Source organism: Streptomyces sp. NBC_00271 (genome assembly GCF_036178845.1).
GTDB lineage: Bacteria > Actinomycetota > Actinomycetes > Streptomycetales > Streptomycetaceae > Streptomyces.
In genome coordinates this window covers 10,991,295-11,017,007 of the sequence record NZ_CP108070.1, presented here as the reverse complement: position 1 = coordinate 11,017,007, position 25,713 = coordinate 10,991,295, and the positions used below count along the sequence as shown (strand labels likewise).

Annotated in this window: 25 protein-coding genes and 4 pseudogenes; 13 read left to right on the top strand and 16 right to left on the bottom strand. The window is 71.8% G+C overall.

Features of this window, described 5'->3' with window-relative positions; all coding sequences use genetic code 11:
- Positions 1-20: 20 nt before the first annotated feature.
- On the bottom strand, positions 21-1,091 hold the full coding sequence (locus tag OG798_RS50265) for a zinc-dependent alcohol dehydrogenase family protein (RefSeq protein WP_060897881.1): 1,071 nt from the start codon (positions 1,089-1,091) through the stop codon (positions 21-23).
- 312 nt (positions 1,092-1,403) lie between these two features.
- Between OG798_RS50265 and OG798_RS50260 the strand changes: the two genes are divergently transcribed.
- On the top strand, positions 1,404-1,988 hold the full coding sequence (locus OG798_RS50260; RefSeq protein ID WP_328759577.1) for an Rv1733c family protein: 585 nt from the start codon (positions 1,404-1,406) through the stop codon (positions 1,986-1,988).
- A 126-nt stretch (positions 1,989-2,114) separates the two neighbouring features.
- Here OG798_RS50260 and OG798_RS50255 read toward each other — a convergent pair whose 3' ends face one another.
- Together OG798_RS50255 and OG798_RS50250 are read right to left on the bottom strand one after the other, a co-directional pair.
- The gene (locus OG798_RS50255) at positions 2,115-3,590 is read right to left on the bottom strand and encodes a bifunctional aminoglycoside phosphotransferase/ATP-binding protein (RefSeq protein WP_328759576.1); all 1,476 of its coding nucleotides are present in this window, start codon (positions 3,588-3,590) and stop codon (positions 2,115-2,117) included.
- Between the two features lie 22 nt (positions 3,591-3,612).
- Complete coding sequence (locus tag OG798_RS50250; protein ID WP_328759575.1) at positions 3,613-4,488, bottom strand: universal stress protein; 876 nt, start codon at positions 4,486-4,488, stop codon at positions 3,613-3,615.
- Positions 4,489-4,871: 383 nt separating this feature from the next.
- Here OG798_RS50250 and OG798_RS50245 point away from each other — a divergent pair.
- The 4 genes and pseudogenes from OG798_RS50245 to OG798_RS50230 all read left to right on the top strand — a co-directional run.
- Positions 4,872-5,264: pseudogene (locus OG798_RS50245) on the top strand (nicotinate phosphoribosyltransferase); the annotation flags it as partial.
- Between the two features lie 113 nt (positions 5,265-5,377).
- Entirely contained in the window at positions 5,378-5,671 is a 294-nt protein-coding gene (locus OG798_RS50240; protein ID WP_266645625.1) for a dsRBD fold-containing protein, read from the top strand.
- A gap of 541 nt (positions 5,672-6,212) precedes the next feature.
- Complete coding sequence (locus tag OG798_RS50235) at positions 6,213-7,169, top strand: pyridoxamine 5'-phosphate oxidase family protein (protein ID WP_328759574.1); 957 nt, start codon at positions 6,213-6,215, stop codon at positions 7,167-7,169.
- A gap of 98 nt (positions 7,170-7,267) precedes the next feature.
- Positions 7,268-8,260, top strand: a complete 993-nt coding sequence (locus OG798_RS50230) for an Acg family FMN-binding oxidoreductase (RefSeq protein ID WP_328759573.1) — start codon at positions 7,268-7,270, stop codon at positions 8,258-8,260.
- A gap of 83 nt (positions 8,261-8,343) precedes the next feature.
- Here OG798_RS50230 and OG798_RS50225 read toward each other — a convergent pair whose 3' ends face one another.
- Genes OG798_RS50225 through OG798_RS50185 form a run of 9 tightly spaced genes read right to left on the bottom strand, consistent with a single transcriptional unit; the run spans position 8,344 to position 16,194 of the window.
- Positions 8,344-9,024 carry a V-type ATP synthase subunit D gene (locus tag OG798_RS50225; RefSeq protein WP_266639524.1) on the bottom strand — a complete coding sequence of 227 codons (681 nt, stop codon included), beginning with the start codon at positions 9,022-9,024 and terminating at the stop codon, positions 8,344-8,346.
- Positions 9,021-10,403, bottom strand: coding sequence for a V-type ATP synthase subunit B (locus OG798_RS50220; RefSeq protein ID WP_328759572.1), 1,383 nt, complete (start codon positions 10,401-10,403; stop codon positions 9,021-9,023). Before OG798_RS50220 ends, OG798_RS50225 begins: the two co-directional genes overlap by 4 nt.
- Positions 10,400-12,232 (bottom strand): V-type ATP synthase subunit A, encoded by a 1,833-nt coding sequence (locus OG798_RS50215; RefSeq protein WP_328759571.1) that lies wholly within the window; start codon positions 12,230-12,232, stop codon positions 10,400-10,402. The genes OG798_RS50220 and OG798_RS50215 overlap by 4 nt, the downstream gene beginning before the upstream one ends.
- Positions 12,220-12,744, bottom strand: a complete 525-nt coding sequence (locus OG798_RS50210) for a V-type ATP synthase subunit E (RefSeq protein WP_328759570.1) — start codon at positions 12,742-12,744, stop codon at positions 12,220-12,222. The genes OG798_RS50215 and OG798_RS50210 overlap by 13 nt, the downstream gene beginning before the upstream one ends.
- A complete protein-coding gene (locus OG798_RS50205) occupies positions 12,741-12,962 on the bottom strand; it encodes a V-type ATP synthase subunit F (RefSeq protein WP_266639526.1) in 222 nt (73 codons plus the stop codon). The genes OG798_RS50210 and OG798_RS50205 overlap by 4 nt, the downstream gene beginning before the upstream one ends.
- An 11-nt stretch (positions 12,963-12,973) precedes the next feature.
- Complete coding sequence (locus OG798_RS50200) at positions 12,974-13,396, bottom strand: ATP synthase subunit C (RefSeq protein ID WP_266639527.1); 423 nt, start codon at positions 13,394-13,396, stop codon at positions 12,974-12,976.
- Positions 13,393-14,814, bottom strand: coding sequence for a V-type ATPase 116kDa subunit family protein (locus OG798_RS50195; RefSeq protein ID WP_328759569.1), 1,422 nt, complete (start codon positions 14,812-14,814; stop codon positions 13,393-13,395). Before OG798_RS50195 ends, OG798_RS50200 begins: the two co-directional genes overlap by 4 nt.
- Entirely contained in the window at positions 14,801-15,709 is a 909-nt protein-coding gene (locus OG798_RS50190; protein ID WP_328759568.1) for a hypothetical protein, read from the bottom strand. Before OG798_RS50190 ends, OG798_RS50195 begins: the two co-directional genes overlap by 14 nt.
- A 5-nt stretch (positions 15,710-15,714) precedes the next feature.
- Positions 15,715-16,194 (bottom strand): hypothetical protein, encoded by a 480-nt coding sequence (locus OG798_RS50185; protein WP_328759567.1) that lies wholly within the window; start codon positions 16,192-16,194, stop codon positions 15,715-15,717.
- A gap of 183 nt (positions 16,195-16,377) precedes the next feature.
- On the opposite strand from OG798_RS50185, the gene OG798_RS50180 reads away from it, so the two are divergent.
- The 5 genes and pseudogenes from OG798_RS50180 to OG798_RS56845 all read left to right on the top strand — a co-directional run.
- Positions 16,378-17,232, top strand: a complete 855-nt coding sequence (locus tag OG798_RS50180; protein WP_328759566.1) for a CBS domain-containing protein — start codon at positions 16,378-16,380, stop codon at positions 17,230-17,232.
- 18 nt (positions 17,233-17,250) lie between these two features.
- A complete protein-coding gene (locus OG798_RS50175) occupies positions 17,251-18,402 on the top strand; it encodes a site-2 protease family protein (protein ID WP_328759565.1) in 1,152 nt (383 codons plus the stop codon).
- Between the two features lie 614 nt (positions 18,403-19,016).
- Positions 19,017-19,814 carry a hypothetical protein gene (locus tag OG798_RS50170; protein WP_328759564.1) on the top strand — a complete coding sequence of 266 codons (798 nt, stop codon included), beginning with the start codon at positions 19,017-19,019 and terminating at the stop codon, positions 19,812-19,814.
- A gap of 123 nt (positions 19,815-19,937) precedes the next feature.
- A pseudogene (locus OG798_RS56850) lies at positions 19,938-20,235 on the top strand (transposase); the annotation flags it as partial.
- A gap of 21 nt (positions 20,236-20,256) precedes the next feature.
- A pseudogene (locus OG798_RS56845) lies at positions 20,257-20,409 on the top strand (IS5/IS1182 family transposase); the annotation flags it as partial.
- Positions 20,410-20,679: 270 nt separating this feature from the next.
- Here OG798_RS56845 and OG798_RS50160 read toward each other — a convergent pair.
- Positions 20,680-21,177 (bottom strand): CBS domain-containing protein, encoded by a 498-nt coding sequence (locus OG798_RS50160; protein ID WP_328759563.1) that lies wholly within the window; start codon positions 21,175-21,177, stop codon positions 20,680-20,682.
- A 16-nt stretch (positions 21,178-21,193) separates the two neighbouring features.
- A complete protein-coding gene (locus OG798_RS50155) occupies positions 21,194-21,481 on the bottom strand; it encodes an SHOCT domain-containing protein (protein WP_328760192.1) in 288 nt (95 codons plus the stop codon).
- A 396-nt stretch (positions 21,482-21,877) separates the two neighbouring features.
- Between OG798_RS50155 and OG798_RS56840 the strand changes: the two are divergent.
- The 3 genes and pseudogenes from OG798_RS56840 to OG798_RS50145 all read left to right on the top strand — a co-directional run.
- Positions 21,878-22,037 (top strand): annotated as a pseudogene (locus OG798_RS56840) (acetate--CoA ligase family protein); the annotation flags it as partial.
- Between the two features lie 1,012 nt (positions 22,038-23,049).
- Positions 23,050-23,508 (top strand): Crp/Fnr family transcriptional regulator, encoded by a 459-nt coding sequence (locus OG798_RS50150; RefSeq protein ID WP_328759562.1) that lies wholly within the window; start codon positions 23,050-23,052, stop codon positions 23,506-23,508.
- A gap of 26 nt (positions 23,509-23,534) precedes the next feature.
- A complete protein-coding gene (locus OG798_RS50145; protein WP_328759561.1) occupies positions 23,535-24,185 on the top strand; it encodes a CBS domain-containing protein in 651 nt (216 codons plus the stop codon).
- A 77-nt stretch (positions 24,186-24,262) separates the two neighbouring features.
- Here the strand turns inward: OG798_RS50145 and OG798_RS50140 are convergent, their stop codons facing one another.
- Both OG798_RS50140 and OG798_RS50135 read right to left on the bottom strand, forming a co-directional pair.
- Positions 24,263-24,865 (bottom strand): Rv1733c family protein, encoded by a 603-nt coding sequence (locus OG798_RS50140; RefSeq protein WP_328759560.1) that lies wholly within the window; start codon positions 24,863-24,865, stop codon positions 24,263-24,265.
- Between the two features lie 35 nt (positions 24,866-24,900).
- A complete protein-coding gene (locus OG798_RS50135; protein ID WP_328759559.1) occupies positions 24,901-25,605 on the bottom strand; it encodes a CBS domain-containing protein in 705 nt (234 codons plus the stop codon).
- Positions 25,606-25,713 lie beyond the last annotated feature (108 nt).

Here is a 25,713-nt window from a genome sequence, read left to right as displayed (position 1 = left end):
CTGTCGAGGCGTCCTGGCTGTCAAGGCGTCCTGATCGTCAGGGCGTCGTGCTGCGGACCGCCCAGGACGACCTTGAGCGCACCGGTGTCCGCGGCCCGCGCGAAGACCTCGTACGCCTCCTCCATCGCGTCCATCGGGAAGGTGTGGGTGACCAGGGACGACGTGGGGAGTTGTCCGGCGGCCATCATGCGCAGCAGGGTGGGAGTGGAGTACGTGTCGACCAGGCCGGTGGTGATCGTCACGTTCTTGATCCACAGGTCTTCGAGGTGGAGTGTCGCGGGCTTGCCGTGCACCCCGACGTTGGCCACGTGCCCGCCGGGCCGCACCATGCGCGTACACGCCTCGAAGCTCGCCGGCACCCCCACCGCCTCGATGACCACGTCGGCCCCGAGTCCCTCGGTGAGGTCGGCGACCAGCTGCTCCGCCTCGTCCCCGGCCGAGGCGACGGCGTCGGCACCGAGGCGTTTGGCGGCGTCCAGCCTGGCCGGGGACAGATCCACGGCGATGATCCTCTCCGGGGTGTAGAACCGTGCCGTGGCGATCGCGGCGAGCCCGATCGGCCCCGCCCCGACCACGACCACGGTGTCCGCGGGCCGTACCCGCCCGTTCAGCACGCCCACCTCGTAGGCGGTGGGGAAGATGTCGGCCAGCAGCACAGCGTCCTTGCTGTCCACCGCGCCGCGCAGCGCATACGTCGACAGATCCGCATGCGGTACGCGGACGTACTCTGCCTGCGTGCCGTCGATCAAGTGGCCGAGGATCCAGCCCCCGCCCGCACGGCACTGCCCGTACGAGCCCTCCCGGCAGTAGCGGCAGCGGCCGCACGCCGTGATGCACGAGACCAGGACACGATCACCGGGGCGGACCGTACGGACGTCGCTTCCCACTTCGACGACCTCCCCGACGGCCTCGTGTCCGAGCACCGTTCCCGGGCGCACCTCCGGTAGGTCGCCCTTGAGGATGTGCAGGTCGGTTCCGCAGATCGTGACGGCGTCGACACGGACGATCGCGTCGGTGGCATCCTGGATACCGGGGTCCGCGACGTCCTCCCACGCGGACTTTCCGGAACCGTGGAACACGAGTGCTTTCATGACGACCCCTTTCTGGGCCAGGCGGACGCCGGTGGCGGGGGACTACGGCGTGCGAGCGCCCCGATGCGCGCGACCACCCCTCCCGGTCGACTCGCCGACTCCGAGGTTGGCTGGTGGGGCGCCGCTGCGCGGCCTACTCACGCGCGGGTTGGCCTTGTATGTCCAGCCTGAGGGCGACGACGCCCGTCCGCTTGGGCCGATCGGTCCCCATTGCGGGACCGAGCGGGGGCGCGATGCCGCCTGGTCGGCCCCTGCCGCCGCGCGTTCCCCAATGGCACCGTCCAGTCAACGGCGATGAGGAGGTGCGGTCGGATGCGCAGGACCAAGCGTGTGAGGCAGCTGCTCTGGCGGTGGCGGAGCAATCCGTTGCGACGGCACGACGACCTCGTCGAGGCCTGGGTCGTGCTGGCCATCTGGCTGGTCATGGCGATCGGCGGCACCCTGACCGGCCTGCTGACGGCCCATGCCGCCGACGCGTCCTTCGCGCGGCTTCGGCACGAGCGGCATCCGGTCCAGGCCGTCCTCGTCGCGAGCAAGGCCCAAGCGGTGGGGATCGGGGCGGATACCCCCTACGACCGGGTCCGAGCGACGGTCCGCTGGACGGCGACGGACGGCTCGACCCGTACCGGCCAAGCCATGGTGGACTACGGCCACCGGGTCGGCTCGAGGGTCGTCGTCTGGCTGAACAGCAAGGAGCAGCTCACCACACAGCCGCCGACCGCCTCGGCGGCCGCCGCCGAGGCAGCCTGTCTCGGTGCCGCGGCCGCTGTCGCCTTCGGCGGCCTGGCCTTCGCCGCCGGGCGCGTCGCACAGTGGCGGCTCGACCAGCGGCGCTACGACCAGTGGGGGCGTGAGTGGGACCAGGTCGGACCGCAGTGGCGGCGCAAGACCACGTGAAGCGCGAGAAACGTCCTCGCCCTGACGCTCATGGCCGCCGTGCCCATGGCGTTCACCGACAAGTACCCGAAGGATCTGTACGACCTCGTCCAGCGCCTCAGCCACTGGGTCCTCCGGGTCACCTCTTCAGTCCGGCTCCATGTAGGGGCGCCGGAAGACCGGGGCCTGGCTGGTGGCGTAAGGGCGTACCGCCGCCAGCGCCCGGACCACCGCGGCCTCCAGGGGGCCTCTCGTGTCGATGACGACGGCTTCTGGCCAGGGCGGTTCCGTGGTCGCCATCGTGGCGGCCACGTCGAGGTCGGCGTCGGATGCTCCGCGTGCGCGGGTGGTCAGGCGGGCCGCCGCGACATCACCCGGAACCTGGCAGTGCAGGGCCACGAGGTCGGCGCCTGCCTGTTCGGCCATGCGCAGGGCGGCTTCGCGCTGCCTCGCGCCGGTCCAGGTGGCGTCCAGGACGACGGACTCGCCGTCGGCCAGCAGGGCGGACGCGCGATCGAGCAGGGCCGCGTAGGTCTTGTCGGTCCACTCCGGTGTGTACAGGCCCTCGCCGTACCCCGCCGACGCGGACTCCTCGGCCGGGATGCCCGCCAGCTCCTTGCGGACGCGGTCGCTGCTGAGCAGGGTGACGCCCAGCCGGTCCGCGAGGGCGCCGGAGAGCGTGGACTTCCCGCTGCCCGGAAGCCCGCCGACGAGCGTCAGGCCGACAGCGGACGTACGAAGGTGCCGCAGGGCCGTCGCGATCAGTCGACGTGCGGCCCCCTCCGCGCCGGGCGCGCCCTGGCGCGCCTGGATGAGCGCGACCTTGGCACGCACGAACGCGCGATAGGCGACGTAGTGGTGACGGAGGGAGGGCGGCGCCGGGTCGCCGGAGTACTCGCTGTACGCGGCGAGGAAGAGTGCCGCCGTCTCCGGGGCACCGAGCTGTTCCAGGTCCATGGCGAGGAAGGCGGCGTCGTCGAGGCCGTCGACGTAGCGCAGCCGGTCGTCGAACTCCAGACAGTCCAGGACGCGTGGGCCGTCGTCGAGGCAGAAGATGTCGTCGGCGAGCAGGTCGCCGTGCCCGTCCACCACCCGCCCCTGTTCGATGCGCATGTCGAACAGCCGTTTTCGGCCGACGAGATAGCGGCGCACGAGTCGCTCGACGTCCTCCACGCCCTCGGGCACGAGACCGTCGTCCGCCAATGCCCGAACCTCTGCGAAGTTCGCTTCCCATCGTGCCGCGAGGGCATCCCGGGTTCCCTGCTCGTCCACGTCCCGGGTACGGGTGGCGCCGGCGTGCCGGGTGGCGAGCAACCGGGCCACGGCCCGCACGGCCTCGTCAACGTCCATGCCCTCCCTCACCAGCCGGGAAAGGCGACGCTCCGCCGGCATACGGCGCATCACGACGAGGGGTTCGGGCATGTCCGTCTCCGGGCTGTGGAATTCCCCCAGGCCGAGATAGACGTCGGGGGCGAAGCGACGGTTCAGCGCGACTTCCCGCTCGCAGGTGGCCCGGCGCGCCACCACGGTGGTGTGGTCCAGGAACCCGAGGTCGACCGGTTTCTTGACCTTGTAGGCGCGGTCGCCGACGAAGAACACCACGGCGGTATGGGTCTCACGCACCTCCGCACGCGGGCCGCCCGGCTCAGTCATGGGGGACGACGGCGACCGGGCAGCGCGCGTGATGGGCAGCGGCCTGCGTCACGGGGCCCAGGCGTGGTGCCGGTCCGGGGACGTGCTTGCGTCGGCCCACGACCAGCAGCCCGGCGCCGTCGGCGGCCTGCATCACGGCCTTGGCAGGGCTTTCGAGTGCGACGTGGTCTTCCACCTCCACGCCTGGGAACTTCTCGCGCCAGGCGCGCAGGGCCAGACTCAGGTGCTTCTGCGCGTCCTGCGTGATCTCTTCGGTGACGGCGTGGTCCGTACCCCAGGGCACGTGCGCGTGAAGCGGCAGGCTCCGGCCGTGGAGGGCTCGAAGCGGGACACCCCGCGCCGCGGCACTGACAAAGGCGAATTCGAGCAGGTCGTCGGATGGACCGTGCAGTTTCAGAGCCACGACTACGCCACCCGCCTTACCCGGCGCGGGCCGTGACCCCGCTTCGCGGGTTTCCGCGCGCACGAGGACCACCGGGCGATCGGCCCGTGCCACGACGGGCATGCTGATGTCACCCAGGAAGTAACTCCCGACGGCCCCGATCCCGCGCGAGCCGAGCACGGTCATCTCCGACTCCGATGCCGCTTGCAGCAGGGCGTCCTGGGCGTCTTCGGCGACCAGATTGCCGACGATCGAGAGGCCCGGGTGGCTCGCCTGGAGCTCCGCCCGCGCGTTGTGCACGATCCTCTTCGCCCAGTAGTTCTGATCCACCTCCGCGGGGGCACGGGGCGGTTCCGGCGCCAGCAGGGGCCATGCGTGCAAGAGACGCAGCGAGAGCCGACGCCGCTCGGCCTCGTCGGCTGCCCAGTGGGCGGCGGCAAGACTCTCGGGTGAGCCGTCGAGGCCCACGGTGACCACTGGCTCCATGGCGACTACCTTCGTCTCGTAAGAAACCGGAATGACCGTGAGCGGGTCCACTTGCCCACTGCTCGATCGTCCGCGCCGACGCGCCGAACACGGTTGCCTCTCACACCTTTCATCCGAGGAGTACCCGAAATCCGCTCGCGGCGCATGCGGACTCTCCGGTGCGACGGGTCGTAGGGGTGAGTCCCGCCGGTGCGTGGCCCGGATGGCCGCCCGCCGGGGACCTTCGGCCCTATGACCGGGGTTCGCCGCCGTTCGACCGTGGTGGGGAACGGAGCGGGACCGCCCGCGTGAAGCCGGGCCCACTCGTGGGCGAACCCGGTCGGTCCGCGCGCCTGCGCCAGTGCTTGGGTGAAGCCCCCACCGGCGGCGAGGAGTTGGCGTCGATGCCCGATGCGACGACCACCGATCTGTACGAAGTGAGGGTGGCGGTGTCCCCTCTGCGGGAGGCGACGACCGGACCGGCGACCTTCAGCCTCTGCGTCCGCAACCTGCCGTCCGACCGCGGCTTCCTCGTCGGTACGGGCCTGGAATCGGCGCTGGATTTCCTGTCCGGCTTCCGGATCGGCGCCGAGGACGCCGACGCCTTCGCCACCGTGCGGCACCGTCCGCCCGCCGACGTGGACACGCTGCTCGGCCTTGAGTTCACCGGACAGGTCCGAGTGGTGCCGGAAGGACGGATCGTTCTCACGGGAGAGCCCCTGCTGGAGGTGACCGCTCCGCTCCCGCAGGCCCAGCTGTTCGAAACATACGTGCTCAGCCAGGTGACCTCACCGACCGCGTCCGACACCGCGTCGAGGAAGAGACCTGGCCAGGACGACCGGTGATCGCCGGCATTCCGGGCGAGTTCCATCCGGACCGGACCGGTCCGTACGAAGGTAAGGAGAAAATGATGCTGCATACGGTGGAATGGAAGGTTCGCCTCTACCTCTCCGAGGACGACGAGGGAACGACCAAGGCACGTGTCGTTGTCAACACCGGGACCACGACCCTCACCGGCCACGGGGCGGCGCGCTGCAACCCCGCGGACGCCGAGGTGCCCGAGATCGGTGACGAACTCGCGGCGGGCAGGGCCATGCACGACCTCGGCCAGCAACTGGTCAGCACCGCCGAGCGCGACATCAAGGGCTTGGGCGCGCCCGGCACCGGGCGAAGTCCTCGACCGGCAGCTGGATGGCCCGTGTGACGGACGTCGGCGCAGCGGGCTCGCGTAGACCCGGGCCACGCACACGCCCGGTGCCCGGCGACGACGGACATCCACCTCGATCTCATGTGCCCGGGGAGCGTGAGTCGTCGTTCCGGCAGGCGATGTGCTCAGAGACCGAGACGACGCCGTCAACGCTCCGTCACCGCCGCTCGATGCCCGGGATCAGACCGGCCTTGGACCTCGACGGATCCGCCCAGGGTCAACTGCCCCTCACACACCTCGATCGTCACCCCGGAGGAAGCTGGGCCGGGCGCGCCCGCCGCAGCGCGTCCCCGGTCTTCTCGTCACGGATGGCGTCGTCGCGCCGCAAAAATATCCGCAGCCGTCGCCGCGGCTGACGATGCCCCGCAGTGTCTGGAACCGGCCGCCACCGGGTGCGGCGCCCTCGACAGCTCTTGAGGGGCCGGTCGGCCGGAGAACAGTCCGTTCGGCACCCCTGGTCGGGCTGTTCGGGCCATGCGGCGGGCCTGTGCGCGTGGCACGTTGGGTACAGCACCATTCTGAGGAAGGGGCGGCGACCATGCGAGCTCACCTCGGCGATCAACTCGTTGTCGAAAGCCCGGCCAACGGCGCCACCAGGCGCGACGGCGAAATCGTGGGGCTCCATCACGAGGACGGAACCCCTCCCTACGACGTGCACTGGTCGGACACGGACGAGGTGACGCTCGTGTTCCCCGGACCCGACGCGCACATCCGTCACCTCGAACACGGGACAGGGAGGAGCCCTGACCCGGTTTCCCCTGACGTGGGTTCCCGGCCGAGCTCGGACGAGGCCCGTCAGCGGACGGGTGCCGGGTCCGACACGCCACCGCCGGAGGGGGCGTCCCACGCCGGTGACATCGGCCGCCGCGTGGCCGCCGAACGCCGGCGACAGGGACTGACCCGGGCGGAGACAGCCCGGCGCGCCAAAATGGCGCCGCAGTACCTGGCCTACCTCGAAGAGCGGTCGGCCGACCCGAGCCTGGCGAGTCTCATCAGGCTGGCCGCCGCGCTGGGCACGTCCGTCGCGGCGCTGCGCGGGAGCGGAATCGATCTCCCGCCCGGCCGGGGCCAGGCACTCCTCGATCCCCAGCTGCGGGACCTCAGCCCGGACGAGTGTCGCGCCCGGCTCTCCACACACGGCCTGGGGCGTGTCGCGGTGTCGACCCCCGGCGGCCCGGCGGTCGTTCCGGTGAACTACGAGGTCGTCGACGACGCGATCGTCTTCCGGACCGCGCCGAACTCGGCCCCGGCGGCAGCCGTGGGAACGGACGTCGCCTTCGAGGTCGACCATGTGGACGAGGCCATGAGCCAGGGCTGGAGTGTGCTGGCCGTCGGTCCCGCCCGGGCGGTCACCGAGCCCGAGGCGGTGCGACGGCTGGCCGATCATGCCCACAGCAAGCCATGGGCGGGGGGCGAACGCGAGCTGTGGGTGTCGATCAGGCCCACACAGCTCACGGGGCGTCGCATCAGTCCGTCCGATCGGAGCGGGCACTGACCGCGCTTCTGCCTGCGGGCGTTTCGCCCCGAGCGTCCCGCGACAGTCCAGGAGCGGGCCCCGCCGAAGGGTTCGCCGATCTGTGAATGGAGGCACCGGTGAGCCAACGAGCACTCTCGCCGGAGCGTGTGGCGACCCTGGTCCGCGACGCCACGGCCGCGCCGTCGATGCACAACGCACAGCCGTGGCGGTTCAGCTACTTCGAGGGCAGCCGCACGTTCCATGTGCGCGCCGATCTCGCCCGAGCCATGCCCCACAGCGACCCGGACACCCGCGCCCTCCACCTCGGCTGCGGCGCCGCGCTGCTCAACCTGCGGGTCTCGGTCGCCCACGGGGGCTGGTACCCGGCGACCCTGCTGCTGCCCGACCTCGCCGACCCCGCCCTGCTCGCGACCGTACAACTGACCGGGTTCGGAAGCAGCGAGAGCGACCTCGCCGCGCTGTATCCGGCGATCCACCAGCGACACAGCAGTCGTTTCCCGTTCGAGGAGACGGAGATACCCGAGGCCGTGCGGACGGCACTGAGCGACGCCGCCCATCTGGAGGGGGCGTCACTGTCCTTCGCCACCGCATGGCATCTGCAGGAGGTGCTGGAACTCGTCGAGGAGGCCGAGGCACGCAATCGGACCGATCGCGGCAGCGACGAGGACCTGGCCACCTGGACCCGTATCGGCACCCCATCGGTGATGTCGGCCGCTGACGGGGTCCCGGAGTACGCCTTCGGGCCGCGTAAGCGCGGCGGCAAGGCTCCGGTGCGCGATTTCGCGGGCGCCAGGTCAGTGGCGGGCCGCACCGCGACCGCATTCGAACGCTCCCCCCAACTCGCCCTCCTCAGCACCTCTCGCGACCGCCCGGAGGACTGGCTGCGTGCCGGGCAGGCCATGCAGCACGTGCTGCTGCTGGCCAACCTCGAAGGTCTGTCCAGCTCGTTCGTCACTCAGGCCCTGGAATGGCCGGACCTGCGCTGGCCACTGCGAGACCCGTTGTCGGGCTCCGCCCACGTACAGATGGTTCTTCGCCTCGGCTACGGGCCCGGGGGCCCCGGCACACCACGCCGCCCGGTACCGGAGGTACTCGACATCCAGCCCTGAAGGTCGGCTCGGCACTCGACGTCCACGACACCTTCCATGACCCGGACGAGGCACACGTCATGGCCCAGACGAGGCACGCGCGTTCAGCGCCGGGCACTTCGGTCTTCGGACGGTCCATCCCGCTCGGTCGGCCGTTCCATTCCCTTCAGGACCTGAGCGGCCCACCGCCGCCGGACCGAGTCCTCGTGCTCGCTCTGCTCCAGAGCGAGGTCCACGTGGGCCAGTGCCTCCTGCAGGCGCGGGATCCAATGGCGCCGGAGCGCGCGGACCCGCCGACTCGTGCTCGCCACCTCCGCGCCGACGATGCGCGCGGCTGCCCGTGCGCAGGCGTGGTCGGCGGCGGCCCGTACCGCTAGCCGGTAGGCGGCCTCGGCGTGGACCAGGGCGGTGTTGCCCGGTGTGGCTGCGCTCGTCGGGCGTGCGGGGACCGTGCACGAGATCCCCGAGGGGCGACGCACTCCCATGGACGCGGTCCAGCGGACGGTGACGTCCGCCGGAGCGAGACCGGCCGCCGCCGCGTAGAGGGCGTGCTCCCCGCTCAGGACGAGCCCGCGCGACAACCAGGTCTCGGCCTCCCCCAGCCGCTCCCGCCAGGCGGCCGCGCAGGCCTCCTCGGCCTGTACGAGGCGCTGGTGTTCCGTGCGCAGGACACGAAGCTTCTTCTCCAGCAGGTCGGCTCCCCGCGCGGCGACGGCCAGGCGGTGCAGCAGATGCTGCCGGCCGGCACGCCCGGGCGGAGTACGGATGGGGGCCACCGCGTTCACCCCCGCTCCGCGCCGTGCGCGTCCAGCAGCGCGGGCGGCAGCATGGCGAGCTGACCGCGGGGCAGGGTGAGCAGCACCCGCCAGGCGCTTTCCAACGTCTCGTCGAGGGTCCGCAGTTCGTCGCGCCGCTGGTCCACGAAGCGCCGCAGGAAGGCCTCGTCGAATTCGAGGTACCGGCGGTCGGCCTGGCTCAGCGCGGTCTGCCCGACCAGGTCGGCGAACTCACGTACCTGCCGGGCACGGGCCAGGGCGGCGAGCATCTGCGCGGCGACATCGAGGTGGTCGGGCCGGGTACGGCCGGGACCAGCGCCCTTGCGCATCAGGCGGGAGAGCGAGGACAGGGCGTCCACGGGTGGATAGACGCCCTGCGCGTGCGTCTCGCGGGACAGCACGATCTGCCCCTCCGTGATGTAGCCGGTGAGGTCGGAGACCGGATGGGTGATGTCACCGGCGGGCATGGTGAGCACCGGGAGGACGGTGACGGAGCCGGGCCGGCCGCGGATGCGTCCGCAGCGTTCGTAGAGGGAGGCGAGGTCGCTGTAGAGATAGCCGGGGTAGGCGCGGCGGGCGGGGATCTCGCCGCGCGCCGCGGAGACTTCGCGCAGTGCCTCGGCGTAGCTGGTCATGTCGGTCATGACCACGAGCACGTGCCTGCCCATGTCGAAGGCGAGGTGTTCCGCGACCGTGAGCGCGATCCTGGGGGTGAGGATCCGTTCGATGACCGGGTCGTCGGCGGTGTTGAGCAGGAGGACCAGTTCTCCGGCGGCGGACCGCTGCTCCAGGGCGTCGCGGACGAAGGACGCGTCCGCGTGGGTGAGTCCCATTCCGGCGAAGACGACGCTGAAGGCCTCTCCGGCCGCCGTGGACTGGGCCGCGATCTGCGCGGCCAGCTCCAGGTGCGGCAGGCCCGCGACGGAGAACACCGGCAGCTTCTGGCCTCGTACGAGGGTGGTCAGCGCGTCCACGGCTCCGACGCCCGTGAGCACCGGGTCCGCCGGCGGTTCACGCCGCACCGGGTTGATCGGATTCCCGCCCACCGCCGCGGTGGAGGCCCCGAAGACCGGCGGCCCACCGTCGATCGGTTCACCACGTCCGTTGCAGACCCGGCCCAGCCAGCCGGCACCGACCGGGATGCGCAACGGCCCTCCGGCGAAGGCCATCCTGACCCGCGCCGGATCCATGCCTGTGGTGTCCTCCAGGACCTGCACCACGGCGAGTCCGCGGTCCACCTCCAGTACGAGGCCGTGCCGCTGCTCCCCGGAGTCGAGCGTGATCCGGACGAACTCGTCCCAGCCGACCCCGGTCACCCCGTCGACGACGGCGAGCGGGCCGCGCAGTTCGCGGATCGCCGTGTATTCGACCTCGCCCCAACCGGTCACGCCCTCTCCCCCTCCACCCCGTCTTCCTCCCCGTCCGTCGCCGTCCCGTGAAGCGCGGTGAGCCCGGTGAGCGTGGCGAGCATGGTCTTCCGTCGAGTCGCCACGACCGCGGCGTCGTTCGGTCCGGCGTCCTCGCGGGCGCGCAGCAGAGGTCCGAAGTCCACCTCCTCCACGACCGCGGCGGGCACGCCGGCGTCGACGAGCTCTCGGCACCGGTCGACGACCGCGAGCACCGCCTCGACGAGCGCCGCGCTCTTGTCCGCACCGCAGTAGGAGTCCTGAGCGGAGAGCGCGCTCTGTTGGAGGACGCCCTCACGCATCAGCCGTCCGGCGAGCACGCTGACCCGCTCCTGGTCGGGAAGCGCGGTGATGCCGATCAGGTCGACGAGGTCGGCCAGCCGGTCGGCCTCGGCCAGCAGGCCGGCGGCCCTGGCACGCCGGGAGGACCAGTCGGCGTCGCCGGCCGCCGTGTGGCCCGGGGCGAGGATCTGCGCGTCGCGCGAGAAGGATCCCGCCCAGGACACCGCCGGGTAATGGCGGGCGTAGGCGAGTTCACGGTCGAGGGTCCACAGGCAGCGTACGAACCGTTCGGTGTGGGCGGTGACCGGTTCGGTCATGTCTCCGCCGGGCGGGGAGACCGCGCCGATCACGGTCACCGAACCCCGGGCGCCTCCGAGCGTGGTCACCGCACCGGCCCGTTCGTAGAAGGCGGCGATCGCCGAGGCCAGGCCCGCCGGATACCCCTCTTCTGCGGGCAGCGCGCCGGTGCGCGAGGCGAACTCGCGCAGTGCCTCGGCCCAGCGGGAGGTCGAGTCGGCGATGACCACGACGTCGAGTCCCATGTCGCGGAAGTACTCGGCGACCGTGGCGCCGGTGTAGATGCTCGCCTCGCGGGCCATCATCGGCATGTTCGAGGTGTTGGCGATGGTCACCGTGCGATCGGCGAGTCGGCCTCCGGTCCTTGGGTCCTCCAGCGCGGCCAGTTCGGTGATGACGTCGGCCATCTCGTTGCCGCGCTCTCCGCAGCCGATGTAGACGATGACGTCGGCGTCGCACCATTTGGCGATCTGCTGCAGCAGCAGCGTCTTGCCGGTTCCGAAGCCACCGGGCACGGCGACGGTACTGCCCCGGGCGACGGGAAACAGCAGGTCGATCGCGCGCTGGCCGGTGTTCAGCGGCTGCTCCGCACCGAGGCGTTCACGAACCGGGCGCGGACGGCGGATGGGCCAGTCCTCGGTCATCCGCACCTCGGTGCCTCCGACGACGGCCACGACCGCGTCCTCGGGAAACACGTCCTCGGGGGCGATCCGCTCCACCACGCCGCCGGCACCGGGCGGTACGAGAGTCCGCAGGCGCACCGGCCCGGTTCCCCGGATCTCGCCCAGGGTCTCGCCCTGCGACACCCGTTCCCCTGCGGCCACCCGGGGAGTGAACCGCCACCGGCGCCCTCCGTCCCCGGTCGCGCCGGCACCAGGGAGAAGCCAGTCGCCACCGCCGGACAGCGGGCGCAGCAGACCGTCGAAGATCCCGCCGAGCAGACCGGGGCCGAGGCGGGCGGCCAGCGGCATGCCCCGGGGACGGGCGCTGTGCCCGGGGGCCAGCCCGCCCGTGTACTCGTACGCCTGGACCGTGACCACGCCTCCTTCGATCGCCACCACCTCGCCGGGCAGCCCGGCTTCGCCGAGGGAGACGACGTCGTACATGGCGGTACCGACCGCGTACTCCATTTCGACCAGGGGACCGGCCACCCGCAGGACGCGGCAGGGTCGCTCCCGGCCGCCGCCGGGAGTGACGGTGACCGCGTCGGTCGCGCCCTTCACGGTGCCCACAGGGTCTCCGTCTCCGCGCCGAGCCGGTCCAGGGCACGGGCGGCCAGGGCATCCAGGGTGCAGTCGGCCCGGCGGCCCGGCGCCCGGGCCACGATGCCTCCCGAGGGGTCCTCGGCGACCTCGCAGTCCGGTCCGAGGAGCTGCCGGGCACGTCGGGCCAGCCGGTCGCGCATGGCCGGGTAGTCAGGCCTTTGCCGCAGTCCCCCGACCCGTTCCGCGGTGCTGCGGCACAACTCCTCGTAGGCCTGCCGCCGGATGTCGAGTTCGCGGGCTCGTAGGGTCCTGCGAACCCTGGTGAGCACCGCGGCACGGCCTTGAGCCGCGTCGGCCTCGCCCTGCCGGCGGGCGTCCTCGAGGATCGCGGCGGCCTGGGCCCGGGCGCCCTCCAGCAGTGCTTCGGTCTCCCGATCCGTGCGGGCGAGCAGTTCCTCCGCGTCCGCGCGGGCCGAGCGCAGCAGCCGCTCCCGCACCGGTTCGAGGGCGGAGTCCGCGACGTGGGCCGGGGGCCTCATACCGGCAGCACCGGCAGTACAGCTGTGAGCGTTCGGGCGCCGTCCAGCAGCGCGGGGCCGAGGGTGTCGGCGGCGGCCGGGGTGACGATCACCAGGGCGACGTCCAGCGGCAGGTCCTGCCACGCCCGGTGCACGGACTCCGGTTCCTCGGCGACCAGGACGGTCACACCGGCCAGGGCCAGTCCCGACACCCGGGTCCGCTCTCCGATGGCTGCCACGCGTCCCACGGTCACGCCTTCCCGATGAGGATGATCGCGACGACGAGGCCGTAGATGGCGATGCCCTCCGCGAGTCCGACGATGACCATCGCCCGCCCGAACAACTCGGGCCGTTCGCTCAAGGCCGCCAGCGCGGCCGCGCCGGTGTAGGCGACCGCGATGGCCGCGCCGATCGACGCCCCGGCCACCGCGATCGCGGCCCCGATCAGAGCCGCCGAGCCGGAACCCGAGGTCTGGGCGGCGGCCTGGCTGCCCGATGCCTGGGCGGGGGCGCCGCTCAGGGTCACGGTCAGCAGCGCCAGTGCGCCGACGAGCAGAGCCGCGTCGGCGCCGACGAGCAGCCGGACGGCGGCCCGGCCGCGCCGCTGCAGCAGCAGGCGCGTGCCGAGGAAGGCCGCCACGACGACGGGCAGGGCGATGAGCCAGGCGATCACGACGCCACCTCCGTGTGCGGTACGGGTGTGTGCTGCACGGGAACCTGCCAGGGACGGAACGGGCGGCCCTGGGTCTCGAAGACCCGGGAGAACAGTTCGTAGAACTCCAGCCGCAGCGCCTGCACCCCGGCCACCAGCGCCTCCAGCGCGAAGGCGAGGGCATTGCCGACGGTGAACACGAGCACGGCCATGAGCAGTGCCACCGGTCCCCTGTCGGCCAGCCCTGTCGTGCCGTGCCACACGATCTCGCCCAGCGCGGCATGGGTGAGCCCGAAGGCCGCCAACCGTGCGAAGGAGACCACGTTCGAGCCGATGCGCACCACGACGTCGAAGAGCTGGACGCTGGTCTGTACGGCCCCGCCGACCCCGCCCGCCGAGGCCGTGAACAGTCCTGAGCCCGCCAGCGCGAGACCGGTGAGCGCGAGCGCGCCGCCTCCCAGCGCGTAGGCGGCGCGGCCCAGGTGGGCACCGGCGACGAGCAAGGCGAGACCGAGGAAGAGCGCAGCACCGGCGATGCCCGACGCGGCATACAGGGCGTTCGCGGGGCCGCCCTCCCGCCAGCGGTTCACGATCCCCACTCCATACGACAGCGCCAGGAGTACGGCGCCGAGCGCGACCGCGGCGGCGAGCAGCCGCATCGGCTGGTCCAGCGGGTTCAGCCAGAGCACCGGAAGCACGCCGGTCGGACCGAAGAACTCCCCGTACGCGATGCCCGCCAGCGTGCTGGCCAGCCCGGCTCCGGCCACGAACGGCCACAGCCGCCGCAGCGGCGCGAGCCGGCGGGGTCGGCCGAGATACAGCAGCAGGGCGGCGAGGAGCAACAGCCCCCCGTGTCCCGCGTCACCGAACATCACGCCGAACATCACCACGTAGACGATCCCCGCGGGCAGGGTCGGATCGACATCCGCGTAGGGAACGGTCCCGTAGGTGCGCACCAGCGGGGCGAAGGAGCGACGCACCGGTCCGGCGAAGCGCAGCAGCGTCGGAGGGTCGGTACCGCCGGGGGTCGGCAGCGGCACCAGGACGCCTCCGATGTCGGTGAGCCGTGCGGCTGTGGGGTGCACCTCGGCGGCCGGGCACCAGCCTGCGAGGGCCGCCACGGTCCCGCGTCGTACCGCGCCGGCGATCCGTTCCTCCAGCTGTGCCTCGCCCGCCAGCAGGTCGGCACGACCGGCCTGTTCAAGAGCGTCGAGGTCCGGCGGAGCCGCGCACAGAACGGCGTCGGCGGACTGGGGACGCAGTCGCTGAAGACGGCGGGCGGCCGGACCCGGTGCCGCGTGTGCCGGGTCGTCGATCCGGTCGATCTCGACATTGCCCGCCTCGGCGATGCGGACCAGCGCGTCGCGAAAAGTCGCCTGCGGCGCGACGAGCGCGACGCGCTGCATACGGACCGGCCGCGCGACCTCAGGCCGGGGCATCGAGCACCTCCAGCGATCCGCCGCCACGCGCGGCCAGTTCGAGAGCGGCCCGTACCCGCCACGCGTCGGCCGAGAGCACGGCGACAGCGCCCACGACCGGCGAGGAATCGAGGCCGGAGCCGTGGAGCAGCTCAAGGCCGTCCTGCCGCAACCGCGACCACCACCGGGTCTCCGCCCGCCACAGATCCGCGGGGGTGCCGATGCCGTCCACCGCCCAGCGCGCCGCGGCCGGCAGGTGCCGCAGGAACTCGGCGAACGAGGCCGCCCCCACGGCCTTGGAACCCAGTACCCGGGCGGCGCGGTGTGCGGTCGGCAGCGTCAAAGCGCGGTCGGCGAGGAATACTTCGCGGCCCACCAGCAGGGCGGCCCGGCCGGCCGCCCAGCGCGTCGCGGGCGGCACGGCCGCCGCGGTACGCCCGGCGGCGGCGATCCGTATGCCGATGGCGACGGCGGCCGGGGAGTCGCCTCCCGGGTCGCCCCACGCGGAGCCGGCCATGGCGGCGCGCAGCTCGGCCGGCGAGCCGGTGCGGGACAGCCTCGGCCACGCGGTCGCCAACGCGCCCAGTCCGTAGGCGCGCCGCGCGGGCGGAGAGGGGGTCGCGCCCGACAGCGCGCGTGCGTGGTCGTCCACGTTGGCGATCTCGAATCCGGAGGCGAGGTGCCGGACGGCGGTGGCGCCCGCGCGGGGCTGCCATCCGGCGAGCACCCGCAGATGCCACAGAAGGGTCGCTGACACCGCCCGCTGGGCGTCGGCCAGGTCGGCCTCCGAGCCGAGATCGTGCCCGTACGCCGTGGCACCGAGGTACCTCAGCGCGTCGTCGAGTGTCGCGGCGCCGGCCACGTTCTGGGCCCCGGCGCCCAGACACCTGGACAGCATGGCCCTGGACCGCGTCACGCCCGCTACCCAGCCGGCGCCCATGGCGGCGGACCCCCTTCCCGGCGCTCGTCGTCCGGGGCCGTCAGTTCCTTGGCCAGAGCGTCCACGAGACGGTCCACGAGTGCCGGCGTGCGGAGCTCAATCCGGCGCCGCAGGGCAGCGGTGTCGCGCGCGGCGGCCGTGAGCAGCTCCGTGGCCTCGGCTTCGGTGGCGTCGCGCACCAGGGCGGCGCTCTGCTCCCGTACGACGGGTGCACGCGCTCGGGCCTGTTCGACGATGTCCTTCGCAGTCCGTTCGGCCGCCCGACGGCGCCGGGTCGCCTCCACGTCCGCCCGCTCCCGTACGGCCCGCGCCTCGGCCTCGGTCTCCTCCAGGAGTACGAGGGGCGGCTCCAGCTCGGCGGCGAGCTCGGCCGACCGGTCGGCGGGCACTCCTCCCGCGGCGGCCGGACCGGGCAGACCCACCGGCCGGAACCGCATCAGGAAATCCCGGAATCCCGCCACAACAGTGCTCCTACGAGTCGGTCGCGTCGCTCCCAGTCCAGTGTCCACGTTAGGGAGGAACGCAGCTCGCGGAGTGGGGCCGCCCGTCCCCGACCCGGGGCCGACCGGCCCTGTGCTCAGCCGTTCCACCGGCATGAGACTGGTCCCGTAGACGGTTCGGCCGAACGCTGCAGGGAGGCTGCCATGAGTGGACTCGAACGTGATTCCGTGGAGCGGCAGGCGCGGAAGGTCGTGCCCGGATTCGGCTGGAGGCCCGGCGAGGAGAACCGTCAGGACCTGATGCTGCGCTATCTCAGCGCCGTGGCCACCGCTTCCGCGGCGCGCGCCGGCGAGCAGCCTTCTCGCCCCTCTCGCCCGAAGGAGCCGCGACCCCTCCTCGACGAGGACAAGTCGGCCCCCGCCACCCCACGTGTGCGCGAGGTGATGAGCGTGCCGGCCGTCTCCGTACCGGGCGAAACACCCTTCCTGGAGATCGTCCGGACACTGTCCCGTGAGCACCTCGGCGCCGTGCCGGTGGTCGACGCCGACGACCGGGTGATCGGCGTGGTCTCCGAGTCCGACCTGCTGGCCAAGGCGGCGGCGCAAGTGGCGGTCCCTCACCCCGGTCCGATTCGCCGGCTCCGGGAGCACCGCCTGTACGAGAAGGGCCGCGGGGAGACCGCGGCCACCCTCATGACCTCCCCGGCGATCACGGTCGCTCCCGGCACGACGGTGGCCGACGCCGCCTGGCTGGCCGCGCGTTCGCGCCTCAAGCGGCTACCGGTCGTCGATCACAAGGACCGGCTGGTGGGCGTGGTGAGCCGGATCGACCTGGTACGGGCTCTGGTGCGCGACGACACGAAGATCCGCGAGGAGATCGAGACCCGGATCATCCGGCAGGACTTCCTTCTCGATCCAGACGCCTTCGAGGTGACCGTGGAGAACGGCGTGGTCAGCGTGAGGGGCGAGGTGGACGGATCGCTCATCCCGGAGCTGCTCGAATCCATCGAGGAGATCGACGACGTGGTCGAGGTCTCCGAACATCTCACGGCGCACTGACCGAGGGCGGCGGCACCCATGAAGGGTTCGTTCCAGATCGGCCGGGTGTTCGGGGTGCCGCTGCGCATGCACTGGAGTGTGCCGCTGCTGGTGGTTCTGATCGCATACGGTCTCGGGCACGACACGCTGCCCGCGTGGCTTCCCGGCCGGTCGACCATCGTGTACACGTTCATGAGCCTGGCCGGTGCCGTGCTGCTGGTGGCGAGCCTGCTGCTGCACGAGGCCACGCACGCGGCCACCGCCCGCAGGAACAACGTCCCGGTGGAGGACGTGACCCTCTGGGCCATGGGCGGAATGACCCGCACCGGTAAGCCCGGCACCGCCCCGGTGGCGCTGGCGGTGGCCGCGAGCGGACCCATGACCAGCCTCCTCGTCGGTGGCGTCGCCCTCGCCGCGGGAGCGGGCCTGCACAGCGTCTCCGGCTGGGCGGTACCCGCGGCCCTCCTCGTCTGGCTGGGCTGGGCCAACCTGCTGCTCGGTGTGCTCAACCTGCTGCCCGCCGTGCCGCTCGACGGGGGCCGCGTACTGCACGCCGCTCTGTGGTGGCGCACCGGGGAGCGCGACCGCGCCGAGCTGGCGGCCGATCGGGGCGGCCAGGTCGTCGGGATGCTGCTGATGGCCGTCGGCTGGCTGGCCTTGCTGCGCGGGGCGACCGGCGGTCTGTGGCTGGCCTTCATCGGCCTGTTCATCGCCGTCACCGCCGGCGCCGAACGACAACGGGCCGTCCTCACCACGGTGCTGCGCGGAGTGCGGGTGTCCGAGGCCATGTCCAGTCCGGTGACCACGGCATCCGACTGGCTGACCGTGGACCGGTTCATCGACGAGGTCGCGCTGCGAGCCCGTCACTCGGCGATACCGTTGCTCGACCTGGACGCCCGCCCCACCGGGATCGTCCAGATGCGCACCATCGCCACCGTGCCGACCGACAGCCGGGCGACGGTGCGCGTACGCGACGTGGCCACGCCCCTGTCGCAACTCACCCTGGCCGCCCCGGACGAACTGCTCAACGACGTTCTCTCACGGGTGCACACGCAGACCGCGATGCGGATCCTGGTCGTCGACGGCGGGCGCCTCGTGGGAATCGTCACCCCGCACGACCTGATGCGACTGCTCCAGCAGCACACGCTGAGCGACGCCACACGGCGCTCCCTCGGTCAGCTGCCGGGGTGACTCAGGGGTGCGGCGCCATCGGCGCGGTGGGGCTCGTCGTCGAGTGCCCGAGCCCCCGCGCATCCCCCACACCGCCTCCGCCACGGCGGATGAGGCTTTCGGCAGGCATGGGGTCGTTTCGGCCTGCTGGGCAGGGGTGGCCGTACAGCTGCGACCACCCCTCCAGCCCACGCAACTGCTCCGGCCCCGCGGTCGGCAGGTCACGGGCGAGATGCTCGCGGGTCTGCCCGGCCGGCCCGTCGAGTGCTCTGCCGATCCGGCGGGAGACACCCGGTGTCCCGCGCCCGGCCGTCGACCCGCGCTCACGCCGTACCTGCCAGACCCCGCGCACTCCGGCCGGACAGCACCCAGCGCACTTGCCTGCGGCCTGACCCCAACGGCAGGCCCTCGCCGTCGCGTCGTCGACCGCCCAGCGGCTCCAGTCGTCGTGGTCCTCCTCGCGCTGGTGTGCCGCATCCGATGCATGGTGACGGAACTCGTGTGCCGGTCGTCGGCGGGTGTGGGCCGAACGGCCCACGACGCCGGCCACCTGCCCGCGGAAGGCTGGAAACCAGACAGTCGGCGGCCCCGGTCCGGCGGTCGTCGACGGGAACCCGACCGCAGAGGTGAGGATCATGATCCGTAGAAATGCACGTGTCGCCGCCGCGGCGGCCCTGGCCCTGGCGGGCGCCGTGGCCATCGGCGGGTGTGGCGGGAACGGCAGCACCTCCATCGGTGTGCCCGCCAGTCCTCCGCCCGCCGTCTCGGTCGGCCCCACCGTGCCGGGCGGCGGCACACCGACCGTTCCCGACGGCACTCCCTCTCCGGCCGGGCCGACCAGCGGGTGGGGACCGGACATGTGGAACGGAAATTCGGGTTCCAGCATGATGGGCGGCGGCGGGGGCTCATGGGGGCCCGGCATGATGGGCAACGGCATGATGGGCAACTGGTGGCTGCCAGGCAACGGCACCCGGGTACAGACCCTCGACCAGGCCCGCCAGCGGGCGACGGCGTTCGCCGACCGGCTCGGCCTCCGGGTCGGCGAGATCATGCAGTTCTCCCGCAACTTCTACGCCGAACTGCGGACCGCCGACGGCCACCCGGCCACCGAGGCCCTGGTCAACCCCACCGACGGGGCCGTACAGATCGAGTACGGGCCCGCGATGATGTGGAACACCGACTACGGCATGCACTACGGCAGCCGAAGCCAGGCCCGGGTCTCGGCCACACAGGCCCGGAGCATCGCCCAGCAGTGGCTCCGCGACCACGGCAACACACTGACCGCGGGCGCCCCGGAGCCCTACCCCGGCTACTACACCCTGCACACCATGCGGGACGGGAAGATCACTGGCATGCTGTCGGTCAATGCCTCCACCGGCCAGGTCTGGTACCACACCTGGCACGGCACCTACATCGCCACCAGCCAACGGTAGTTTCGGCAAAGTGGATCATGGCCTCGGAGCGGCTTCCCCGATTCCGCTGCCACCTCGTACTCCCCTTCCGCAAACCCTGGAGACTGTGGCTGTGGCAGGCAACTCACCCACAAGCAATCGAAGTTGATCGAGCCGTTCCTGCCGAGAGGTGAATACGGCCCGTACCCCGAGCGGCTGCCGGAAGCAGTTCGAGGGGGGTCTGGCGGTTGCGCACCAGTCGGTGGCGGGAGATGCCGGGTGAGTTCGGTCCGTGGGCGACGGTCCACAGCCGCTTCCGGGTCTGGAGGGATGCCGGCGTCTTCACCGCATTGCCGGAAGGCGTGATCGCCGAGGCCGCCCGCCAGAGGAGGACGGATCTGTCCCTGGTCAGCGGTGGACTCCACCACCGCCCGCGCCCATCACGACGCCGCCGGGATGTGCATCGGCAAGGAGGTCATGGACGCTGACGAGCAAGGTTCATCTCGCCGCGGACCGAAAGTGCCGTCCGTTGACGCTCGTCCTGACCGCAGGACAGGCCGCCGACAGCCCGCAGTTCGTTCCCGTGTTGCAGAAGGTGCGAGTCTGTCCGCCTGTCGGCCGTCCGTGGCTCCAGCCTCACCCGGAGGCCTCACTCTGGCGAAGGACTCAGCAGCCCCGACCGATCGGCGGAGGTGACCCTGGACATGACTCGCACCACGGCAAAGTACGACGCTCGGCGCAGCAGGGGCAGGCGGCCGGCACCGCGTCCGTCTTGCCGAAGTGCTCTCGGCACTGGCTACAACCAGACGTCCCAACCAGCCCCCACGAGGACAATCAACGCCTGCCCTCTGTGCGCGCTGCCCACCGAAACACCGGGAGAACCTCTGAATGGGATCGGCGCGCACCTTCAAGGGATGGGAATACCGTGTTCCCGCTCCCTTCGACGAGGTGGCAGCCTGGGCAGCGTAGGCCGTGCGTGCGGCGTCTCCTGCGCCGACTCAGTGTGCTCGTGCAGACCAGCAGCGGCGGCCACGTAGTCCTGCGCCGTGAGCAGGCCGGTCAGTCGGCCTTGCGGGTCGGTGACCGGCAGCGCGTCCAGGTGTTCCTCCGTCATCACGGCTGCAGCGCGGAGCGTCGACTCCTCCGGATGGACCGTGACCGTGCGGCGCCGGTGCACGAGGTCGCGCACCGTCCGGCAGGACAACGTCACCGCGGGGTCCGCGCAGGCGACGGCGAGCTCGGCGCGGTCCAGCACACCGGCGCAGCAGCCGTCCTGGCGGATCACCGGCAGATGACGCTGCCCGGACCGCTCTACCACCTCCCAGGCCAACAGCAGCGTCTCGTCCTCGCTGATCGAGTACGGCGCCTCGTTCATCAGGGCACCCACAGACAGCCCCTCGTCCACGACTGCCTCCTTCCGGTCAGCGTTGGCTGGGCCGGGGCCCGCATCCAGTGGTCTCCCGCAAAACGGTCAGACGGCGGTGGTATTCGTCCTCGTCGATCTCTCCCCGGGCGAAGCGTTCTGCCAGGAACTGCTCGGGCGACGGCCCAGGAGGCCGGGCGTCGGAACGGTCACTGCTCCTTCCCGGCTTCGCCAGGGCGCGGTACAGGAGGACGCCGAAGGTGATGATCAGGGCCCAGAAGAGGATCGTGCCGGCGGACATGGCGAACCAGCCCCATCCGCCGACATTGTGGTCGTACCAGAACATCACGGTGACTCATCTCCCTCCAGGAACACCGCGAGCCAGGGGCCGGTGCCTGCGGCTTTCGAAGTGTCTGCTTCTCACGCTCGCCCAGACCGTGCAGCACGTCATGAGCCGGTGAGGCCAATGCAAGGGACCGATGGGCCCTCATCGCCGAGAGGTGGATGAACAGGATCTGCTGCCCTGGGAGCACGTGAGCCGCAAGTGGCAGCTCGACCGGGCGGCCAAGGGTGCTCGTCACCGAGGACGATCACGCAGCCCTTCGCGTGGGATGGGACAGGCGGGATATGACGAGCCGGGCGTCGAGCCGGGCCCCGGCGGCCCGCCCGACCCCTCGCTCGCGCCGCACACCGTCCTCCGCCCGCACTTCACACAGGAGGAGAGCTACTTCTCGCCGGCCGAGTGCACCGACTCTCGCGGATGGCCTCAGACCTGCCTCAGCTGACCGATGCCGACCTCGACCCAGTGCTCGCCGTGCCGCACGGGGGTCACGACACTCGACGCCCGCGCCCGGCTCCTCCCGCGCCACGCCCACGACCCGTATCTGCGCCGACTGCGCTGACCCGGTCCCCACAATTCGAAGGAGACCGGCCGTGTGGACACGCGCCCCCGCACTCCTCGCGGGCCCGGTCCTCAGGACCTGCGGACGCCGTCGGGGCGGCCTCTGCCGGCTGAGGGTTCCGCGCATGGTCACTCTCGACCAAGAACTCGCTGCCCGTGACCGTGCCGACACCGCCGAGGAACGTGAGCAGCGCGGGCCGGACCCGCCGAATGGCTGTGTTGCGGAGCGGGGAATCGCCGTGGTCGCGGTGTCGACTCCTTGTGTGTGCAGCAGGATTAGGGCCGAACGGCACTGTTGCACCGGCGGTAGAACGTGATGTGCTGGTGGTGGCGGGAAGGACCCGTTGGAGACGCGGAGAAGCGGCCCGCAGCCGCGCACCGCGCAATCCGGATCCGCGAGAAGCGGATGGCCCTTCCCGTCTCGTCATGCCGTGGCCGCGTCGGTCGCTGCGCGTGCCGCGGCGACCCGGTGCCGGACGATCCCGTCCTCGCGCCGTGCGACGAGGACATCCCCCGCGGCGGCGACAGACGGTGACAGACCTGGTCCGAGCAAGGTGCCGGCGACCGCGACGGCGTAGCGCCCTGGGCCGGTCGGCGGCGTCCCATTCCAGACGGTGGATGCGGCCGGGGTGGCTCGGGTGGGGGTACACCGCCTTCAGAACCACCGTCAGCTCGGTGCGGTTCCACAGTCTGATCAGCCGCCCGGATCGAGGTCGCACTGCGCAAGGACGGTGCGGGGTGGGAAGGGCTTCTTCAGCGCCCGCCCGCGCAGGCGGGAGAGTGGCGGGAAAATACCGCCCGCCCGACACTTGCATCGTGCTGGAACGGGTCGCCGACCGCGATGCTCGTGGAGACGCTCATGGTGACTGCCCTCCAGTCGGGTGCCTCCAGCGTGGGGGCGGCGATGCCGGCTCGCAGGGGCCGAAGGGCCCTGATCGGATCCGAGCGGCCTGTGGTGGCGGGGTCTGTCCGCGGTCACGCTGGAAGCAGAGACCATGAAGGGAACCGGTGTGATGACTTCCGCCACCACCATGACCACGGCCTTGCGTACCGAGCACCGCGACCGCCTGATGCGCCTTGCCCGCGAGGTCTCCTTCGATGCGGGCAGTCGCCTGTTCGAGGAGGGTCGGCGCGCCGATCGCTTCTGGATCGTGCAGACCGGCACCGTCGCCCTCGACCTGTACGTGCCCGGCCGCCGTCCCGCCGTCATCGAGTCGCTCGGTCACGGCGAACTGGTCGGCTGGTCCTGGCATTTCCCGCCATACCTCTGGCAGCTGGGCGCCGAGGCGATGAGCCCGGTGCGGGCCTGGGAGTTCGACGCCGAGGCGGTCCGGGCGATGTGCGCCGAGGACGCCGAGTTCGGCCGGGCGATCGCTGTCTGGGTCGGCCGTGTGGTCGCCCAGCGGCTGCACGCCTCCCGGGTCCGGTTGCTCGACCTCTACGCCCCCTACGGCAGCCGTGGCCTGACGTGACCGCCCGGCCTCAGAAGGAGGACAGCATGGACAGCAGCCCGCACCGGGTGAGTGACGTGATGACACGTGCCGTCGTCGCGGTGGGCCGCAAGGCACTGTTCAAGGACGTCGTCGAGCGCATGGAGCAGTGGCAGGTCAGCGCCCTTCCCGTGCTGGAGGGCGACGGCCGGGTGATCGGAGTGGTTTCCGAGGCCGATCTGCTGCCCAAGGAGGAGTTCCGGGACAGCGACCCGGACCGGTTCACCCAGCTGCAACGGCTGTCCGACCTGGCCAAGGCCGGGGCGGTGAGCGCGGAGGAGCTGATGAGCACCCCCGCCGTCACCGTCCACGCCGACGCCACGCTCGCCGAGGCCGCACGCATCATGGCCCTGCGGCATGTGAAACGTCTGCCCGTCGTGAACGCCGAGGGCGTTCTGGAAGGCGTCGTCAGCCGCGGGGACCTGCTCAAGGTGTTCCTGCGCCCGGACAACCATCTCGCCGACGAGATCCGGCGCGACATCGTGGACGTCCTCTTCCCCGCCCCGGTCGAGCCCGTGCACATCATGGTCACCGAAGGCGTCGCGACCCTGACCGGACGAGTTACGGACGCCGCCCGCATTCCGCTTGCCGTCCGTCTCGTGCGGGGCGTCGAGGGAGTGGTGGGTGTGGACTGCCGGCTCACCGCCGCCGACGGGTAGCACTCTCGCGACGAGAACAGCCGCCCTGGCAATCGAGGTTGTTGGCGGCCGGCCTGTTGTCCGTACGGGCTCGGCGTTCAGCCTTTGCCCCCGCTCAGGTTCCCCCACCGAGGTCCGACCTGCTTCCATTCCTGGTCCCATGCGGCCATGCGCCGCCGGACGAGCCGGCTGCGAACCACCCATCCAGCGGTCCAGACCGCGGCGCCCGCCGAGGGTGCCGCGAGGGCTCCGGTCAGGGCCGCCTGCAGGGTGGCTGCCGCACCCGTGACGGGTGCGGACACGACGCGACCCGTATGGTCCGTCCATACGGTGATCCCCGTGCCGGCCGGAGCACCGGGGAGCACCTTCGCCCGGTCGGTGTGCACGGCTCCGTCCGCTGTCGTCCAGCGCACGACCGCCCATACCCGGCCGTCGTCGTATCCGCTCCCGCCGAGCGCCGTCCTCGCCGCGTTGTCGGTGAGGACGGCGGACACGGCGTGGACCTGAGCCTGCCGCGCGGCGAACGCCGAGTCCGTCGCCTGGGCCGCGGCCGCGCCCGCCAGGGTCCCGCCGGAAAGAGCACAGATCCAGGTGGCGAGCACGATCCACGCTTCGACGACATCGCTGTGCCGCCGGAGCGGGTTGCGTCGCCAGCGCCACAGCCGTACGGGTTTCACCGTCATGGGAGGTGTCTGCGTCATGGTCGCCGCCTCCTCTCACCGGACGTCGGCCGCCGTCAGGTGGAGGCCGACGTCCGGCGCGTGTCCGGCAGGTCAGGGACGGGGTCCGGATGGCTCGCCGGACCGGTCAGCGCGCACTGCACGTCCACCACGCCCTCGACGCCCCGCACCAGCAGGGCGGCGAGCGGGACGAGCGCGGTGTCGTGCACCAGGCCCGAGAGCGTCACGACACCGTCGCGCACCTCGACCCGGACCACTTCGGCGTGTGTACCGAAGAGCGGTTGGACGACCTCGCGCCGGACCTCCTCGGCGATGTCCTCGTCATCCCGCAGGAACACCTTCAGCAGGTCGGAGCGGCTGACGATCCCCTTGAGCACGCCATCGTGCCCGACGACCGGCAGCCGCTTGACCCCGTGGCGTGCCATGATGCGCGCGGCGCGGGCGAGGGTGGCGTCGGGTGTCACGGTGACGGCTGGGCCGGTCATCAGCTCGCCGGCTGTCACCGCGCCGGCCTTGTACACGTCGGCGGGATGCTGTAGTTGGCCATACCGGTCGAGGTCACTTCGCCGGTACTCCTCCTTGGGCAGCATGTCGGCCTCGGAGACGACACCGACGACGCGTCCCGCGTCATCCAGCACGGGAAGGGCACTGACCCGCCACTCCCGTATGGTCTTCACGATGTCCTTGAAGGTCGCTCCCGTGCGCAGGGCAACGACCCGGCGGGTCATCACGTCGCCCACCACAGTCGCAGCGCCGTCCATGGCGTCCTCCCTTGGTTTCGGGTGCCGTCCTACGACACCTTCAGCCTGAAGCAAGGGACACGTTCACCGCATGGGCCGAGTGGCCCGTCTTCCAGCTCCTGTTCCGGA

Coding starts and splice junctions, on each gene's coding strand:
- OG798_RS50265 (WP_060897881.1), bottom strand. CDS start 1,091: ATGAAAGCACTCGTGTTCCACGGTTCCGGAAAGTCCGCGTGGGAGGAC.
- OG798_RS50260 (WP_328759577.1), top strand. CDS start 1,404: ATGCGCAGGACCAAGCGTGTGAGGCAGCTGCTCTGGCGGTGGCGGAGC.
- OG798_RS50250 (WP_328759575.1), bottom strand. CDS start 4,488: ATGGAGCCAGTGGTCACCGTGGGCCTCGACGGCTCACCCGAGAGTCTT.
- OG798_RS50240 (WP_266645625.1), top strand. CDS start 5,378: ATGCTGCATACGGTGGAATGGAAGGTTCGCCTCTACCTCTCCGAGGAC.
- OG798_RS50235 (WP_328759574.1), top strand. CDS start 6,213: ATGCGAGCTCACCTCGGCGATCAACTCGTTGTCGAAAGCCCGGCCAAC.
- OG798_RS50210 (WP_328759570.1), bottom strand. CDS start 12,744: ATGAGGCCCCCGGCCCACGTCGCGGACTCCGCCCTCGAACCGGTGCGG.
- OG798_RS50195 (WP_328759569.1), bottom strand. CDS start 14,814: ATGCCCCGGCCTGAGGTCGCGCGGCCGGTCCGTATGCAGCGCGTCGCG.
- OG798_RS50180 (WP_328759566.1), top strand. CDS start 16,378: ATGAGTGGACTCGAACGTGATTCCGTGGAGCGGCAGGCGCGGAAGGTC.
- OG798_RS50175 (WP_328759565.1), top strand. CDS start 17,251: ATGAAGGGTTCGTTCCAGATCGGCCGGGTGTTCGGGGTGCCGCTGCGC.
- OG798_RS50170 (WP_328759564.1), top strand. CDS start 19,017: ATGATCCGTAGAAATGCACGTGTCGCCGCCGCGGCGGCCCTGGCCCTG.
- OG798_RS50155 (WP_328760192.1), bottom strand. CDS start 21,481: ATGTTCTGGTACGACCACAATGTCGGCGGATGGGGCTGGTTCGCCATG.
- OG798_RS50150 (WP_328759562.1), top strand. CDS start 23,050: ATGACTTCCGCCACCACCATGACCACGGCCTTGCGTACCGAGCACCGC.
- OG798_RS50145 (WP_328759561.1), top strand. CDS start 23,535: ATGGACAGCAGCCCGCACCGGGTGAGTGACGTGATGACACGTGCCGTC.
- OG798_RS50140 (WP_328759560.1), bottom strand. CDS start 24,865: ATGACGCAGACACCTCCCATGACGGTGAAACCCGTACGGCTGTGGCGC.
- OG798_RS50135 (WP_328759559.1), bottom strand. CDS start 25,605: ATGGACGGCGCTGCGACTGTGGTGGGCGACGTGATGACCCGCCGGGTC.